Below are 14,035 nucleotides of genomic sequence, written 5' to 3'. Positions count from 1 at the left end.
AGGAGGAGCAATTGCAATTTTATATAAAGGTGAAGTTATTTATAAAACAACCTTTGGAAATCAAAAAGGTAATAGCGGAGTTGTTACCGATAAAACTTTATTGATCTATCAACACTTTTCCGGACAGTTGTTTAAGCGCAATTTTGTATCTCTTCATATCTTACTGGTGATAAATAATCGTTAGCAGAATACATTCTGATACGGTTATAAAATACCTCTATATATTCAAATATGGCATATTTTGCTCCCTCCTTAGTTTTAAATTTATATTGATACATTAATTCTGTTTTTATAGTATGAAAGAAACTTTCAGCAACAGCATTATCCAAGCAATTTCCTTTACGACCCATACTCTGTTTGATACCATGTTGTTTTATAATTTTTAAATGACTATCAGAACAATATTGACTACCTCTATCAGTATGCCAAATAAGCCCTTTTGCTGGTTTACGTTGCCATATTGCCATTAATAAAGCATTATTAACCAAATCAGCTCTCATGTTATTACTCATAGACCATCCTATAATTTTTCTAGAAAATAGATCAATAACAGTTGCTAAATATAGCCAGCCTTCACCAGTTGGCACATAGGTTATGTCTCCAACCCAATAACAATTAGCAGCATAAACTGTAAACTCTCTATTTAATAAATTAGGAGCAATTTGCTTATTATGATTAGAGTCAGTAATGGCTTTAAATTTACGTTTAGTTTTACATAGCAAATTAGCTTCTTTTATTAGTCTTGCAATGCGTCTCCTACTAGCAGTTATATCTTGCCGTGATAGTTCCTTTTTAATAGGTCTAGTTCCATAATTACCTCTACCTTCTTTAAAGATAATTTCAATTCTGTTTGTTAATTCATTACCTTCTTTAACCCTATTACATCCAAGATTATTTAACCATTCATAATAACCATTACGTGATACTTTCATAAATTTACACATAGCAGAAATGGAAAAATTACCTCTGTTTTCCTTTATCCATGCGTACCTTATTGGGATTCTTTTGCAAAGTACGCGGCAGCCTTTTTAATAGATCACATTCTTGTGTTACTCTATCTAGTTCTTCTTCAATCTCCTTAATTCATCATACAGATGTTCTTCATATCTCATTACTTCCTTGAGTTTTGAATGTTTATTAACCCAATTATATAGACTATACTTCGTAATTCCTAGTTCTCTAGCTGCTTGAGCAAAAGGTTGCTTAGACTCAATAGTTAATCTAATCGCTGATTCTTTAAATTCAGCTGGATATATCTTTGGCTCTATATCCGGCATTTTTATCCCTACTGTTAATATCGTCTATTATTAATTTTCTGGAAAACTATAGCTGCATCATATTCAAAAGCGTCAATACAATAAGGTTGAGGGTATACTTGGCGGTGAAATTAAAACAACCTTCTATAAGGATGAATTTATAATTAAACCGGGCCGCACCTCCATTTTACAGATGTGGATATTAAAAGGCTATACGTTCAATAAGAGTTCCGATGACTTTATCATGAATATCCAATGACTTGGAAAAACAAATTGTTTTACGTGTCAGTCTTTTGCATCTTGTTCTAAGATTTAAGTTACCCCGTTCTATCCGTTGAGTATATTTTTTACTAACAATGTGTTTTTTGGGATCTAATAACCTAGCATAACTTCCCCATCCATCTGTAAAGTAAAAAGTAACCTTAAAATCCTCCGGTTTTTTTCAGTAATGATTCTGATGTGCTATCACATCTTGTACCAAAAGTATAAGCAACTACTTTTAACAAAATCTTATCCAAAGAATATCAAAGCCATCTTTGTTTGGATTTATTCTGTACATAAGACCATTGTTCATCTATTTCAGGAGCAATAATTACTTCTATCGTATTGATAGAATGATTTATCTTTTTTAACGCTAGATTTTTTTTAAAACACGGATAACCGTATTGATACCCACTTTTAATACTCTTACTGTATCCCTAACTCCAGAGCCATTGATTGACATATCTACTATCTGAGCCTTGACTCCAGGCTTAGAGGCATTATTAATATATTACAGTTAAAAATATCGATTACACTGCTTGCATTGATATCTCTGTTGTTTTGAAATTGAATATCCCGCCTTTACTACTTTTTCTGTGTCGTTATAATATCTACACTTAACATCTATTCTTGATCTACACTTAACATATATTCTTGTCATAACTCCTTAACTATAATTCTCTCTTATCACTGTTTGAGTATTATAGACTATTCATGCTAAACTGCAATACGGGGGCACGACCATTAAACCGCAAGTTCATGACTTTATTAATTACGACTTCAAAGGTAAAACGCCAGCAATCGTTGCAGATCTTAACGGTCTTAATGAGCCTCTACCGGTACCGACACCTAAACCTACTAAAATGCTATATGATTTAGGAGCAGGTGTAGTACTTACGAAAGGTAGAATGGAGTATGAGGTGCATTATGGGCTGAACTTAGTTAAAAAATACCGTGCTCAGTCCGGTACGCTAAGACTTAAAGTAAACTTCTAAAAATCCACTCATTAATAGCAAATTACAGAAGTAATTTTCTATTGGCGATAATTTTATGAATTATAGCATATCTAAATCAACGTTTAGAACAGTACTTAGTTTTTTAGTGTACCTATTGTACCTGTTCGTAATCCTTTTTCAATAGATTAGATATATTGCTTAGTTTTGCCAATTTTAATAGCTAATTGTTCTTGAGATAACCCTCTATATTCACGATAAACTTTAATAGGGTTTTCGCTGTTTAGAATTTTTTGTACCATTCTTCAGGAAAATATTCCTCATTTTTGGCTATAGCTTCAGCGTATAATGTTTCATCAGTAATACGTTGTTTTATATTGATAAGTTCCTGATATTCATTAAAAGGTATGACAACAAAAGCAGGCTTTCCTTGATATTCTATTATATGTTTATTACTTATTTATATACTTCACCTCTAACATCAACGTTGATTATTAGAATTTCTAACTTTCCCTTATTTATTCATTTAAGAATATTAGTCAACACATTGTTGACTAATGCTAAGTAATCATGAAACTTAAATTAAATAATAAGTCAAATTTGTGCAAGATTTATTATATTATTATTTGTAATTATTTTTCGGGAATTGCGATAGTTTTTATGGTAATTGCATGTAGTTTCTTACTTAATATTTCAGACAGGGCGTTTTTTACTAATTTATGTTGATTAATTAAAGAAAGTCCATTAAATTGAACATCTGATATTTCTAAGGCATAGTGGTCTTGACCTCCTACTAAATCAGTAATTTTTATTATACTGTTTGGAAAAGATTCTTTAAGTATTTTTTCTAACTCTTCTGCAGATATTGCCATTATTTTATCAATATTAATTTAAATATTAATTAAAGTTTTTTTTACTTAAAGTAAAGCTTTATATAAATTTTTATTACAGAATTTTAAACATTTATTGATAAACTCTACTCTTATGCATATAATAATTAATATTAAATTATGTCATTTATTAATTATTATGAAAAAAGAAGTCGAAGAATTAAAATTATTTATCTTAGAATGTTTGAGTAATAAAAAAGCAGAAAATATTGAGGTAATTGATTTAACAGGAAAACATAAATTAGCCGATTATATTATATTCGCTAGCGGCCGTTCTACTAAAAATGTTGGAGCAATCGCTGAATATGTAGCTTTAGAATTAAAAAATAATGCCGGTATAAATAGTAATATTGAGGGACTTGGTAAATCAGAATGGGTTCTAATAGATGCAGGTACTATTTTAATTAATATTTTTTATCCGGAAGCACGAGAACACTTTAAGCTAGAAGAAATTTGGAAAAAATGAACGATCATATTCTTATTAACGTTATAATTTTACTCGGTACTGCGGTTTTTATCGTTGCCATACTTAAGCGTCTTAGATTAAGTCCGGTACTTGGTTATTTAATTGCGGGAGCCGCAATAGGTGATCACGGTTTAAAAATCGTAACATACGATCAAACTAAGTTACTAGGTGAACTTGGTGTAGTATTTTTATTATTTGCTATAGGACTTGAGTTATCTTTTGAGCGATTAAAAGCTATGAGGCGATATGTCTTTGGCCTCGGTAGTTTGCAAGTTTTAACAACTACTCTAGTAATTGCCGGTGCAATGGTACTTATAGACGGCAATAGTAGTGCGGCTATTATTACCGGCGGCGGTCTTGCTCTTTCATCTACGGCACTTGTTATGCAGGTTATTGAGGAAAATCGTAGTCAATCAACGCAAATAGGAAGAATTTCGTTGGCTATTCTTTTATTGCAAGATTTGGCCGTAGTGCCATTGCTTGTGATAGTTCCGCTACTTGCCGATAGCAATAAAGCCTCTCTTGCAACAGCTCTCGGTATTGCACTCTTAAAAGCTGTAATAGCTTTACTTACAATATTTATTGTCGGCCGTGTTTTACTTCGTCCTGTATTTTCATTCATTTCATCAGAAAGTAATAATGCAAACGAGCTACCTATTGCGATGACTTTGTTAATAGTGCTTTCTGCTGCTTGGGCTACCGAAACATTTGGTTTATCTCTAGCTCTTGGGGCTTTTGTTGCCGGAGTGTTAGTTGCAGAAACTGAATTTAGATTGCAGGCAGAAGAAAGTATTTATCCTTTCAAAAATTTGTTTTTAGGATTATTTTTCATGACCGTCGGTATGAATATCGACGCATTAGAAATGTACGAAAAAATATCTCATATTCTTACTTTATCTATTGCTTTAATAGGTATAAAAACTTTAATCATAACGGCTTTTTGTATTTTATTCGGTTTTAATAAAGGAGTTGCTTTTTATTCAGGCTTGTTATTATCGCAAGGCGGAGAGTTTGGTTTTATATTATTCAGTTTAGGTAAAGATAGCGGAGTATTGGAGGAAAGTACTGCCAATATATTATTACTCGTAGTTACTTTTACTATGGCACTTACTCCGTTACTCGCAGCTTTAGGGAAAAAGATTACCGAGAAAGTTGATAAAGGACTTGGTAAAACTCCGACTCAAATGATTGAGCTTGGTGCAAGAGATTTAGCAAACCATATTATTATTGCTGGCCTTGGTAATACCGGTAAAATGGTAGCAAGAGTTTTAGAAGCAGAGGGTGTAAGTTACGTAATACTTGATTTAGATGATGATAGAGTTAAAGAAGAGCTATCAAACGGTTTGCCGGTTTTTAAAGGTGACGTATCGCAAGCCGATACTCTAAAGGCGTTAGGTACGGAAAGAGCATTCGCTATAATACTTACTATGAATAACCAAGTAACTATCAAGAAATCGCTTAAAACAATTAGCGGTAATTATCAGGATATACCGGTTGTCGTTAAGTTAAAAAATTTAAAAAATTCTAGGGAGTTTTATGATTTAGGTGCCACAACCATTATTCCGGAAAGCTATGAGACGGGATTGCAAATCGGCGGAATAGTCTTAAAACATATAGGTATTAGTGAGCAGGAAATTAATAGAATAAAACTACAATTTAGGCTTGGTAATTATGTAATAGCAAAAAAAGAGGATGCTTTATCTGAAGCGGAAGATAATGATTAAAATTCTTATTACTTTAATTATATTAACACTATCAACAACTACTAATGCTGATAATAAAAAATTACCTATTCCAAGATTCGTTTCAATAAAATCTAATGAAGTAAATACAAGGAGCGGACCAATCGCTAAATCTGCCATAGAGTGGGTTTTTATTAAAAAAGGTGAGCCGGTAGAAATAATTACCGAGTATGAGCAATGGCGGCAAGTACGTGACATTAATGGCGAAGGTGGCTGGATACATTCGAGCGTTTTATCAGGAAAAAGATCGGTTGTTATTACCTCTGATAAGGAAATAGAGCTTACCAAATCCGCTGATCCTAAAAGCCGAGTTATAGCAAAATTAATGCCCAAGGTTCGCTGCGTTTTAAAAAAATGCAAAGAACAATTCTGCCAAATTACATGTAAGGATTACACCGGTTGGATTTCCAAGAAAGTAATCTGGGGAGTATACGATGATAATGATAGGTATTAATCCAACATTTAATAATAAAATTAGCTTACTACCTAAGGTTAATTACTATATACAAAAACTTATCAAAGATATAATTATTTATACAAAGATATTTAGACGGTACAAATGATGTAGCATTTAAAAAATTATTCAGCGATAAGGTGAAACTAATAGATTTACTTAATGCCCTCCTTAAATTATCGAAAGGAGATAAAATTGTAGATTTAACTTATATAACTACTGAACAACTACCTTTATTTCTTGACGGTAAAAGAAGCTTATTCGATCTAAAGGTTAAAGATAAAACCGGTAGATGGTGTATAATCGAGATACAGTGTAAAATGGAGAAAGATTATCTTAATAGAACGCAGCTTTACGGTTGTTATACCTGCGTTAGTCAAATTAAGAAAAGTATGAAGCATAAAGATTTATTGCCGGTAGTAATAATTGCTACTAAAGTAACATAAGCTTTGCCCGATGAATTGCCGTATATTAGCTATCATTATATAAAAGAAAGCGATACCCATAAACAATATTTGTTTTTCATTAACTTATGTATTTATTGAATTAGGGAAATTTAAAAAAATAATCTTAGAGATGATATCGATGAATGGTTGTACTTATTAAAATATGCTTCGCAAGAACAAGAATCGCCAAAAGAAATTAAAAATGAAATTGTGTTATCGGCATATGCAAGTTTAGAGCGATATAAATGGACAGACCGAGAGCATAATGATGCAGCTATAGTTTTCCAGAAAGTTAATAATAGACGATATTAACAGTAGGGATAAAAATGCCGGATATAGAGCCAAAGATATATCCAGCTGAATTTAAAGAATCAGCGATTAGATTAGCTATTGAGTCTAAGCAACCTTTTGCTCAAACAGCTAGAGAACTAGGAATTACGAAGTATAGTCGGTCGCACCTCCATTTTACAGATGTGGATATTAAAAGGCTATACGTTCAATAAGAGTTCCGATGACTTTATCATGAATATCCAATGACTTGGAAAAACAAATTGTTTTACGTGTCAGTCTTTTGCATCTTGTTCTAAGATTTAAGTTACCCCGTTCTATCCGTTGAGTATATTTTTTACTAACAATGTGTTTTTTGGGATCTAATAACCTAGCATAACTTCCCCATCCATCTGTAAAGTAAAAAGTAACCTTAAAATCCTCCGGTTTTTTTCAGTAATGATTCTGATGTGCTATCACATCTTGTACCAAAAGTATAAGCAACTACTTTTAACAAAATCTTATCCAAAGAATATCAAAGCCATCTTTGTTTGGATTTATTCTGTACATAAGACCATTGTTCATCTATTTCAGGAGCAATAATTACTTCTATCGTATTGATAGAATGATTTATCTTTTTTAACGCTAGATTTTTTTAAAACACGGATAACCGTATTGATACCCACTTTTAATACTCTTACTGTATCCCTAACTCCAGAGCCATTGATTGACATATCTACTATCTGAGTCTTGACTCCAGGCTTAGAGGCATTATTAATATATTACAGTTGAAAATATCGATTACACTGCTTGCATTGATATCTCTGTTGTTTTGAAATTGAATATCCCGCCTTTACTACTTTTTCTGTGTCGTTATAATATCTACACTTAACATCTATTCTTGATCTACACTTAACATCTATTCTTGCCATAACTCCTTAACTATAATTCTCTCTTATCACTGTTTGAGGATTATAGACTATTCATGCTAAGCTGCAATACGGGGGCGCGACCCGAAATCTTATATCTTGAATACTCATCTGACAGTCATAACTTATCAGACATTCAGATATAATTTTTATAGTGTCCGTAGGATTAGATCCTGACTTCTACATATAAACGTTGTTGCATAACTCATTTATGTCATTCCCGCGAAAGCAGTAATCTAGTTTTTTTAAGCAAATTATATACTAAACATTTTATATAATTTTTTTGTTTCTATCATTTTTTCCTGGATTCTTGCTTTCGCAGGAATGACGCATAAACCATGTCTAATGACTTTATCTAAGCATTTCCTGTTTGCAGAGAAAAATGCATCTCATCAATACCTAAATACTTTAAAGCACTATGCCATTTATTTTCCGGATTATTGGCAAAAATAAATTCTTTATTGCAATCCATAATCAGCCACAGATTTTTTTCTAATTCTTCTTCAAGCTGCCCTGGTTTCCATGCGGTATAACCAATAATGAATAAACTATTTTTAGGCCCTTTGCCGAAAACTATATCTTCCGAAATTTCTACATTAGAACTTACTGCTAAATCATTATGGAAATCCAACAACAAATTTTTATCATAATCGGTAGAATGAAGAAAAAACCCTTTTTCATGTTCCACAGGACCGCCGAGATATATAGGAACCATAACAGGGTCTGTTGTTTCGTCATTTTTTATTTTAAAAAACGATTTTAAATCTATATGATTCACCAAGCGGTTAAATATTAATCCTATCGCTCCTTCTTCCGTATGTGATAACATATAAATTAAGGATTTATGATAAATGCCCTTTGTAATTACATGCGGCGTAGCAACTAGAGTCTTACCGGATAGGTTATGAAAAATTTTATCACTCATACATAAATTATTATTTATAATATCTTTATAGATCACCTCTTAAAGTATATAAGATTTAAACTAAATTATTCAATAGAAGTTAACAATAATGATCACATTTTTCGATATTACTATTTTTGCTATTATTACTATTTTCTCATTTTTTGGATTATACCAAGGCATAATCGGGTTTTCAACTAGAATACTTGGTTTTATTACTTCGATAATGTTAGCATATTTCTTATATCCATATATTTCAGGGTTAATCGGGAAATATATGGATAATGAGGTTATAAAAATAATTATCGCCGGTGTTATATCCTATGTTATCTCTTTAATTCTATGTGTTTTTATTGTTTATAAATTTCTTGCTATAATTTCGTTTATGAGAAACGGTTTTATTGATAGATTCTTAGGGCTGCTGGCAGGTCTTGCCGTAGGTATTGCTATCTCGGTAGTACTGTTTTTTATAACGATGATCTTTACTTCCGAAAACTATTTTAAAAGTAAATCTTTAAAAGATTTTGTAATAAGTAGCAAACAGGGCAAATATGGAGATGTGTTAAAAGTTTCCGTCACCACTGATTATTTAGATGAATTAAGTAAAAATATTATAATTATAATTCCAAATGAGACTTTAAAATCTATTGAAATATTTGAAAATAAAGACCTAAATAATTTCAAAAACTCTTTCAGGAAACCAAATGATTCTAACGATGATGAGGATATATTTTCTCAAGAATTACAAGATGAGCTTTCTAATATAGATGATGAGTAAGATATTATTTTGACGTTATTGCGAACAGCCGTAGGCTGCGTGGCAATCTCGTCAAACATTCCTGAGATTGCTTCGCCAATTGCTATGCAATTTCCTTGCAATGACGACTACCCATAACCCTGCCCTTTCATTAAACAAACCCAGTTCCCTAAAATTTCATAAGCTACTTAATTATAATTAATTAATAAATATTAACCAATAGTAAATTATTAATTAATTGTTGTGTATCGTAAGTAAACAGTGTATAATGACAGATAAGTTAAGTGGTAAAATAATTAAAAACAACAAGTTATAGGGGAAATTATGACTAATATGAAAAACTTTTTTAATAAATTTTTACTAGCAACCAGTAGTATTGGGCTACTTGCGAGTATGGAAAGCTTTGCGGCGGATATTGTTGCTGTTCCCGGTGTAGGAGATTTTAATATTTCTCAGATAAGTAATCCTAACAGCTGACGGAGCAATAACGGAAATTTCTATAATTCACAAAATAACGATAATATTATTTTAAGAAGGGTGTACGAGATTGATTTAAATGAAGATATTACTATAAATACTATCAATATTTACGGTTATAGTGCAACCACCAAAGTTATGGAATATAATAACGGCGCACAAGAAGAAATAGTAGGAGGAGGTATTGTAATTTCTCCTAATTTTAATAACCGCGTTGTTACCATTAATAATATAGTTAATGTTGACAACGCAATTTATCGTAATGCAGGCAGAGATGCTGAGAAGCGTTAATATATGGTAATAAAAATGCAAAAGTACGAGTTGATCTTAGAAAAACTGGGCATGAGGCTCACTTAATTTGTAAAAGTCAAGATCTAATCCTACAGACACTATAAAAATTATATCTGAATGTCTGATAAGTTATGACTGTCAGATGAGTATTCAAGATATAAGATTTCGTTATTCTTTTCAACATCTAACTTTTTACTATCCATAAAAGCCTGCATAGGCGTTTTACCATAGCGATATTTACCGGAATGTGATCTTTCGTTATTGTAATGCTCTAACCAAATATCAAGATCTAGTTGTAGATCATCAAGATCAGTATAAATCTTTTTACGCATAGCTGTATCAAAGAATTCTTGTTTCATAGTTTTATTAAAGCGTTCACACATACCATTTGTTTGAGGAGAATATGCTTTAGTAGTAGTATACTCAATACCCTCAATGCTTAAGAACAATTCAAAAGCATGATACTCTATATTGCCCTTATATTCGCCAATGATCTGTCAACACTTTTCCGGACAGTTGTTTAAGCGCAATTTTGTATCTCTTCATATCTTACTGGTGATAAATAATCGTTAGCAGAATACATTCTGATACGGTTATAAAATACCTCTATATATTCAAATATGGCATATTTTGCTTCCTCCTTAGTTTTAAATTTATATTGATACATTAATTCTGTTTTTATAGTATGAAAGAAACTTTCAGCAACAGCATTATCCAAGCAATTTCCTTTACGACCCATACTCTGTTTGATACCATGTTGTTTTATAATTTTTAAATGACTATCAGAACAATATTGACTACCTCTATCAGTATGCCAAATAAGCCCTTTTGCTGGTTTACGTTGCCATATTGCCATTAATAAAGCATTATTAACCAAATCAGCTCTCATGTTATTACTCATAGACCATCCTATAATTTTTCTAGAAAATAGATCAATAACAGTTGCTAAATATAGCCAGCCTTCACCAGTTGGCACATAGGTTATGTCTCCAACCCAATAACAATTAGCAGCATAAACTGTAAACTCTCTATTTAATAAATTAGGAGCAATTTGCTTATTATGATTAGAGTCAGTAATGGCTTTAAATTTACGTTTAGTTTTACATAGCAAATTAGCTTCTTTTATTAGTCTTGCAATGCGTCTCCTACTAGCAGTTATATCTTGCCGTGATAGTTCCTTTTTAATAGGTCTAGTTCCATAATTACCTCTACCTTCTTTAAAGATAATTTCAATTCTGTTTGTTAATTCATTACCTTCTTTAACCCTATTACATCCAAGATTATTTAACCATTCATAATAACCATTACGTGATACTTTCATAAATTTACACATAGCAGAAATGGAAAAATTACCTCTGTTTTCCTTTATCCATGCGTACCTTATTGGGATTCTTTTGCAAAGTACGCGGCAGCCTTTTTAATAGATCACGTTCTTGTGTTACTCTATCTAGTTCTTCTTCAATCTCCTTAATTCATCATACAGATGTTCTTCATATCTCATTACTTCCTTGAGTTTTGAATGTTTATTAACCCAATTATATAGACTATACTTCGTAATTGCTAGTTCTCTAGCTGCTTGAGCAAAAGGTTGCTTAGACTCAATAGCTAATCTAATCGCTGATTCTTTAAATTCAGCTGGATATATCTTTGGCTCTATATCCGGCATTTTTATCCCTACTGTTAATATCGTCTATTATTAACTTTCTGGAAAACTATAGCTGCATCATCCCAATGCCCCGTCATTTGCAATTTGACGGATAGTCTCTGGGCTTTGTGTAAACACAATATTTCTCCCATGATTAAATAAAGTTTATTTAATCATATTACAACTAGAAGTCAAATATTATTTTATAAATTCTACTTTTATTGACTAGACTTAGCTACAGAAGAAACTTTGTAATTACTTTCAAATATTCATCTAGGACTTTTTGGTTATCCTCAACAAATTTTAAAGCATTTCTGCGGTAAGCTTTAAGTTCCAGAGAATTATTGGAGTTAAGTAGATATATGAGTTTAGTGAGTAAATCCTCACCGTTTTTGATTTGGATAGCTGCTTCATTTTGCAGTACGCCTTTAGCGATATCGGTATTTTTGCTCATATCGGGACCGAATATAATACAATTAGAGAAATATGCCGCTTCTAAAATATTATGCCCACCTTGTTTAAAAGAACCACCGATAAAAGAAATTGCAGCTACGGAAAAAAATAGCCCCATTTCACCGAATCTATCAATTATATAAAGATCGTCACTTAATACAGGTAAATCATTTTGCGATTTAGCGGTAGCGGATAAATTATGCAACTTACAATTATCGATAATTGTTTTAACCCGCTCAGGATGTCTCGGAATTAGAATAATATAGCAATCTAAAAATTGCCCCCTCAGGTTTTTTATTATAGGCAAAATCACCTCTTCATCTTCGGGGTGAGTGCTGGCAAATACCACGACCCGCCTATTGTTCAGATGTGAACTTAATTTCGATAATTCTTCTTGATTGACCGGAAGCTTTTCATTGGCAAATTTAATATTGCCTAAATTAATTACAGCATCATCTCGATCGTTTGATACAAGCGAATTTTTTGAGTCAGGCCTATGCCCACGTACTTCTGTACGCTCCGCAGGCTTGCTCTTAAATTCATCTTGTCTGAATCGATCGAGATTTAGCTGTATATTCGGTATCCTAAGCTCATTGAATTTTTGTAAGTCACGCTCGCTTTGCACGATAATTTTGCTGAAATTTTTGATGATAAGTTGAAAAAAGCTCTTACTTCTTAGCCAAGCTTTAAATGATTTATCGGAAATACGTGCATTAACTAGCAGTAACTTACACTGCTTCACCCCCTCATTAATAGTACACGGCCATAATTCTGATTCTATAAAAATACCTAAATCAGGCTGCCAATTTCTTAAAAACTTTTTAGTAAAAATAATATTATCTATAGGTAAGAACTGATGAGTGGCTATTTTAGGTAACTTACTATTTAATATTTTAGCGGAGCTGTTAGTCCAAGAAGTTACTAGAAAACGAACATTAGGATAAAGTTTACTTATATTACTTATTAAAGTTAAAGCCGCTATAGATTCACCGACGCTGGCTGCATGAATCCATACTAAGAATGAATCGTCTTGTCTGTGTTGTCCAATAGCAAAACGCTCTTGGATACGTTTTATATCCTCCTTACCTATTAATAAACGTATAAGAATTATGATAAAATAAACAGGTAATAACACAAAGCTTAAAGCATAATATAGTAGCATCATTTCTTTAAGCTCCCTGCTAAGCCCGCTAATTGTTTTTCAAGGTTTATATGGTTTTGTATTTTATCATTTGTGAGTTCTAAAGGTGGGCCAACTATAATTTTAATAGTACTAAACGGTAGTGGTATTATTAATTTATCCCAACTTTTTAACCTAAAGCATCTAGAAGTAGAGCTAACTATAGGAATTAATTTTTTATTATATTTGTAAGCAATTTCAGTAATGCCGCTATTTACTTTATATACAGGACCTTTAGGACCGTCAGGTGTAATAATTATATTTGCACCTCGAGATAATTTCGCAATAATATTACGTAAAGCCCCAATTGGATTTTTATTAGTGGAACCGACTATAACGCTGCAACCGAATTTACCTGCTAAATCGTTTAAAATTTTTCCGTCTAAATGTGGTGATATTAAAGCATAGATATCTTTAAGTCCTATAAACATAGCTGGGCTTAAGGCAAGCATATTATGCCAAAATGCAAAGATTACGCCTTGTTCGTTTAGGAATTTCTCCTTATTGCCGTTATCGTAAAATATAAATTTCTGCCTTGAAGTAAAGTAAACAAAACGTAAATACCAATATAGTAAAATAGTAATGATACTAAGTAAGCATTTACTATGTTTTAAAAATTTTTTAAAAGCTTTCCGCATTGTTTTTGTTGGTTCGGCTCTTCCCG

At 32.0% G+C, this 14,035-nt stretch carries 20 protein-coding genes and 5 pseudogenes; 9 read left to right on the top strand and 16 right to left on the bottom strand.

Features of this window, described 5'->3' with window-relative positions:
* Positions 1-131: 131 nt before the first annotated feature.
* From AAGD46_RS07570 to AAGD46_RS07555, 6 genes and pseudogenes are all read right to left on the bottom strand, one after another.
* Positions 132-953 (bottom strand): IS3 family transposase, encoded by an 822-nt coding sequence (locus AAGD46_RS07570; RefSeq protein WP_341787944.1) that lies wholly within the window; start codon positions 951-953, stop codon positions 132-134.
* Between the two features lie 105 nt (positions 954-1,058).
* Complete coding sequence (locus tag AAGD46_RS07565; protein ID WP_341786802.1) at positions 1,059-1,277, bottom strand: transposase; 219 nt, start codon at positions 1,275-1,277, stop codon at positions 1,059-1,061.
* A gap of 181 nt (positions 1,278-1,458) precedes the next feature.
* Positions 1,459-1,623 (bottom strand): annotated as a pseudogene (locus AAGD46_RS09735) (IS1 family transposase); the annotation flags it as partial.
* A gap of 157 nt (positions 1,624-1,780) precedes the next feature.
* Entirely contained in the window at positions 1,781-1,834 is a 54-nt protein-coding gene (locus tag AAGD46_RS09730) for a hypothetical protein (RefSeq protein ID WP_410525952.1), read from the bottom strand.
* Between the two features lie 56 nt (positions 1,835-1,890).
* Entirely contained in the window at positions 1,891-1,980 is a 90-nt protein-coding gene (locus tag AAGD46_RS09725) for an IS1-like element transposase (protein ID WP_341786649.1), read from the bottom strand.
* A 1,122-nt stretch (positions 1,981-3,102) separates the two neighbouring features.
* Positions 3,103-3,342 carry a BolA family transcriptional regulator gene (locus AAGD46_RS07555; RefSeq protein WP_341787169.1) on the bottom strand — a complete coding sequence of 80 codons (240 nt, stop codon included), beginning with the start codon at positions 3,340-3,342 and terminating at the stop codon, positions 3,103-3,105.
* Positions 3,343-3,499: 157 nt separating this feature from the next.
* Here AAGD46_RS07555 and rsfS point away from each other — a divergent pair, with 157 nt between their 5' ends.
* The 6 genes from rsfS (at position 3,500) to AAGD46_RS07525 (ending at position 6,971) form a co-directional block, all read left to right on the top strand.
* Positions 3,500-3,826, top strand: coding sequence for a ribosome silencing factor (rsfS, locus tag AAGD46_RS07550; RefSeq protein ID WP_341787943.1), 327 nt, complete (start codon positions 3,500-3,502; stop codon positions 3,824-3,826).
* Complete coding sequence (locus AAGD46_RS07545; RefSeq protein ID WP_341787168.1) at positions 3,823-5,550, top strand: monovalent cation:proton antiporter-2 (CPA2) family protein; 1,728 nt, start codon at positions 3,823-3,825, stop codon at positions 5,548-5,550. Before rsfS ends, AAGD46_RS07545 begins: the two co-directional genes overlap by 4 nt.
* Positions 5,543-6,022, top strand: a complete 480-nt coding sequence (locus tag AAGD46_RS07540; protein ID WP_341787167.1) for an SH3 domain-containing protein — start codon at positions 5,543-5,545, stop codon at positions 6,020-6,022. Before AAGD46_RS07545 ends, AAGD46_RS07540 begins: the two co-directional genes overlap by 8 nt.
* Positions 6,023-6,162: 140 nt before the next feature.
* Positions 6,163-6,468: a PD-(D/E)XK nuclease family transposase gene (locus AAGD46_RS07535; RefSeq protein ID WP_341787165.1), complete on the top strand. Its 306-nt coding sequence runs from the start codon at positions 6,163-6,165 to the stop codon at positions 6,466-6,468.
* Positions 6,469-6,615: 147 nt separating this feature from the next.
* Positions 6,616-6,780 (top strand): hypothetical protein, encoded by a 165-nt coding sequence (locus AAGD46_RS07530; protein WP_341787164.1) that lies wholly within the window; start codon positions 6,616-6,618, stop codon positions 6,778-6,780.
* Between the two features lie 14 nt (positions 6,781-6,794).
* Positions 6,795-6,971, top strand: a complete 177-nt coding sequence (locus tag AAGD46_RS07525; RefSeq protein WP_341787163.1) for a hypothetical protein — start codon at positions 6,795-6,797, stop codon at positions 6,969-6,971.
* Here the strand turns inward: AAGD46_RS07525 and AAGD46_RS09720 are convergent.
* From AAGD46_RS09720 to AAGD46_RS07515, 4 genes and pseudogenes are all read right to left on the bottom strand, one after another.
* Positions 6,949-7,113 (bottom strand): annotated as a pseudogene (locus tag AAGD46_RS09720) (IS1 family transposase); the annotation flags it as partial. The gene AAGD46_RS07525 and the pseudogene AAGD46_RS09720 sit on opposite strands and share 23 nt — an antisense overlap.
* Before the next feature lie 157 nt (positions 7,114-7,270).
* Entirely contained in the window at positions 7,271-7,324 is a 54-nt protein-coding gene (locus tag AAGD46_RS09715; protein ID WP_410525952.1) for a hypothetical protein, read from the bottom strand.
* Between the two features lies 1 nt (position 7,325).
* Positions 7,326-7,469 (bottom strand): IS1-like element transposase, encoded by a 144-nt coding sequence (locus AAGD46_RS09710; RefSeq protein WP_341786690.1) that lies wholly within the window; start codon positions 7,467-7,469, stop codon positions 7,326-7,328.
* A gap of 550 nt (positions 7,470-8,019) precedes the next feature.
* Positions 8,020-8,589, bottom strand: a complete 570-nt coding sequence (locus AAGD46_RS07515) for a YqgE/AlgH family protein (protein WP_341787162.1) — start codon at positions 8,587-8,589, stop codon at positions 8,020-8,022.
* A gap of 88 nt (positions 8,590-8,677) precedes the next feature.
* Here AAGD46_RS07515 and AAGD46_RS07510 point away from each other — a divergent pair, with 88 nt between their 5' ends.
* The 3 genes from AAGD46_RS07510 (at position 8,678) to AAGD46_RS07500 (ending at position 10,093) form a co-directional block, all read left to right on the top strand.
* Positions 8,678-9,346: a CvpA family protein gene (locus tag AAGD46_RS07510; RefSeq protein WP_341787161.1), complete on the top strand. Its 669-nt coding sequence runs from the start codon at positions 8,678-8,680 to the stop codon at positions 9,344-9,346.
* A gap of 303 nt (positions 9,347-9,649) precedes the next feature.
* Complete coding sequence (locus AAGD46_RS07505; protein ID WP_341787160.1) at positions 9,650-9,802, top strand: hypothetical protein; 153 nt, start codon at positions 9,650-9,652, stop codon at positions 9,800-9,802.
* 60 nt (positions 9,803-9,862) lie between these two features.
* On the top strand, positions 9,863-10,093 hold the full coding sequence (locus AAGD46_RS07500; protein WP_341787159.1) for a hypothetical protein: 231 nt from the start codon (positions 9,863-9,865) through the stop codon (positions 10,091-10,093).
* A 107-nt stretch (positions 10,094-10,200) separates the two neighbouring features.
* Here AAGD46_RS07500 and AAGD46_RS07495 read toward each other — a convergent pair.
* From AAGD46_RS07495 to AAGD46_RS07475, 6 genes and pseudogenes are all read right to left on the bottom strand, one after another.
* A pseudogene (locus tag AAGD46_RS07495) lies at positions 10,201-10,578 on the bottom strand (integrase core domain-containing protein); the annotation flags it as partial.
* 35 nt (positions 10,579-10,613) lie between these two features.
* Positions 10,614-11,435 carry an IS3 family transposase gene (locus AAGD46_RS07490; protein WP_341787859.1) on the bottom strand — a complete coding sequence of 274 codons (822 nt, stop codon included), beginning with the start codon at positions 11,433-11,435 and terminating at the stop codon, positions 10,614-10,616.
* 105 nt (positions 11,436-11,540) lie between these two features.
* Complete coding sequence (locus AAGD46_RS07485) at positions 11,541-11,759, bottom strand: transposase (RefSeq protein WP_341787158.1); 219 nt, start codon at positions 11,757-11,759, stop codon at positions 11,541-11,543.
* A 214-nt stretch (positions 11,760-11,973) separates the two neighbouring features.
* A pseudogene (locus tag AAGD46_RS09705) lies at positions 11,974-12,639 on the bottom strand (3-deoxy-D-manno-octulosonic acid transferase); the annotation flags it as partial.
* Positions 12,640-12,765: 126 nt separating this feature from the next.
* Positions 12,766-13,356: pseudogene (locus AAGD46_RS07480) on the bottom strand (glycosyltransferase N-terminal domain-containing protein); the annotation flags it as partial.
* On the bottom strand, positions 13,353-14,009 hold the full coding sequence (locus tag AAGD46_RS07475) for a lysophospholipid acyltransferase family protein (protein ID WP_341787157.1): 657 nt from the start codon (positions 14,007-14,009) through the stop codon (positions 13,353-13,355). The pseudogene AAGD46_RS07480 and the gene AAGD46_RS07475, both read right to left, overlap by 4 nt.
* Positions 14,010-14,035 lie beyond the last annotated feature (26 nt).

The organism is Rickettsia endosymbiont of Cantharis rufa (genome assembly GCF_964026445.1).
Lineage (GTDB): Bacteria > Pseudomonadota > Alphaproteobacteria > Rickettsiales > Rickettsiaceae > Rickettsia.
Note: the sequence above shows the minus strand (reverse complement) of the source record. Positions and strands in the feature narration are given on the sequence as shown.

Bases quoted from the DNA above. Each gene is read 5' to 3' on its own strand.
- AAGD46_RS07505 (WP_341787160.1), top strand. From the start codon at position 9,650: ATGACTAATATGAAAAACTTTTTTAATAAATTTTTACTAGCAACCAGT.
- AAGD46_RS07555 (WP_341787169.1), bottom strand. From the start codon at position 3,342: ATGGCAATATCTGCAGAAGAGTTAGAAAAAATACTTAAAGAATCTTTT.
- AAGD46_RS09710 (WP_341786690.1), bottom strand. From the start codon at position 7,469: ATGTCAATCAATGGCTCTGGAGTTAGGGATACAGTAAGAGTATTAAAA.
- rsfS (WP_341787943.1), top strand. From the start codon at position 3,500: ATGAAAAAAGAAGTCGAAGAATTAAAATTATTTATCTTAGAATGTTTG.
- AAGD46_RS09725 (WP_341786649.1), bottom strand. From the start codon at position 1,980: ATGTCAATCAATGGCTCTGGAGTTAGGGATACAGTAAGAGTATTAAAA.
- AAGD46_RS07525 (WP_341787163.1), top strand. From the start codon at position 6,795: ATGCCGGATATAGAGCCAAAGATATATCCAGCTGAATTTAAAGAATCA.
- AAGD46_RS07540 (WP_341787167.1), top strand. From the start codon at position 5,543: ATGATTAAAATTCTTATTACTTTAATTATATTAACACTATCAACAACT.
- AAGD46_RS07565 (WP_341786802.1), bottom strand. From the start codon at position 1,277: ATGCCGGATATAGAGCCAAAGATATATCCAGCTGAATTTAAAGAATCA.
- AAGD46_RS07485 (WP_341787158.1), bottom strand. From the start codon at position 11,759: ATGCCGGATATAGAGCCAAAGATATATCCAGCTGAATTTAAAGAATCA.
- AAGD46_RS07475 (WP_341787157.1), bottom strand. From the start codon at position 14,009: ATGCGGAAAGCTTTTAAAAAATTTTTAAAACATAGTAAATGCTTACTT.
- AAGD46_RS07510 (WP_341787161.1), top strand. From the start codon at position 8,678: ATGATCACATTTTTCGATATTACTATTTTTGCTATTATTACTATTTTC.
- AAGD46_RS07545 (WP_341787168.1), top strand. From the start codon at position 3,823: ATGAACGATCATATTCTTATTAACGTTATAATTTTACTCGGTACTGCG.
- AAGD46_RS07515 (WP_341787162.1), bottom strand. From the start codon at position 8,589: ATGAGTGATAAAATTTTTCATAACCTATCCGGTAAGACTCTAGTTGCT.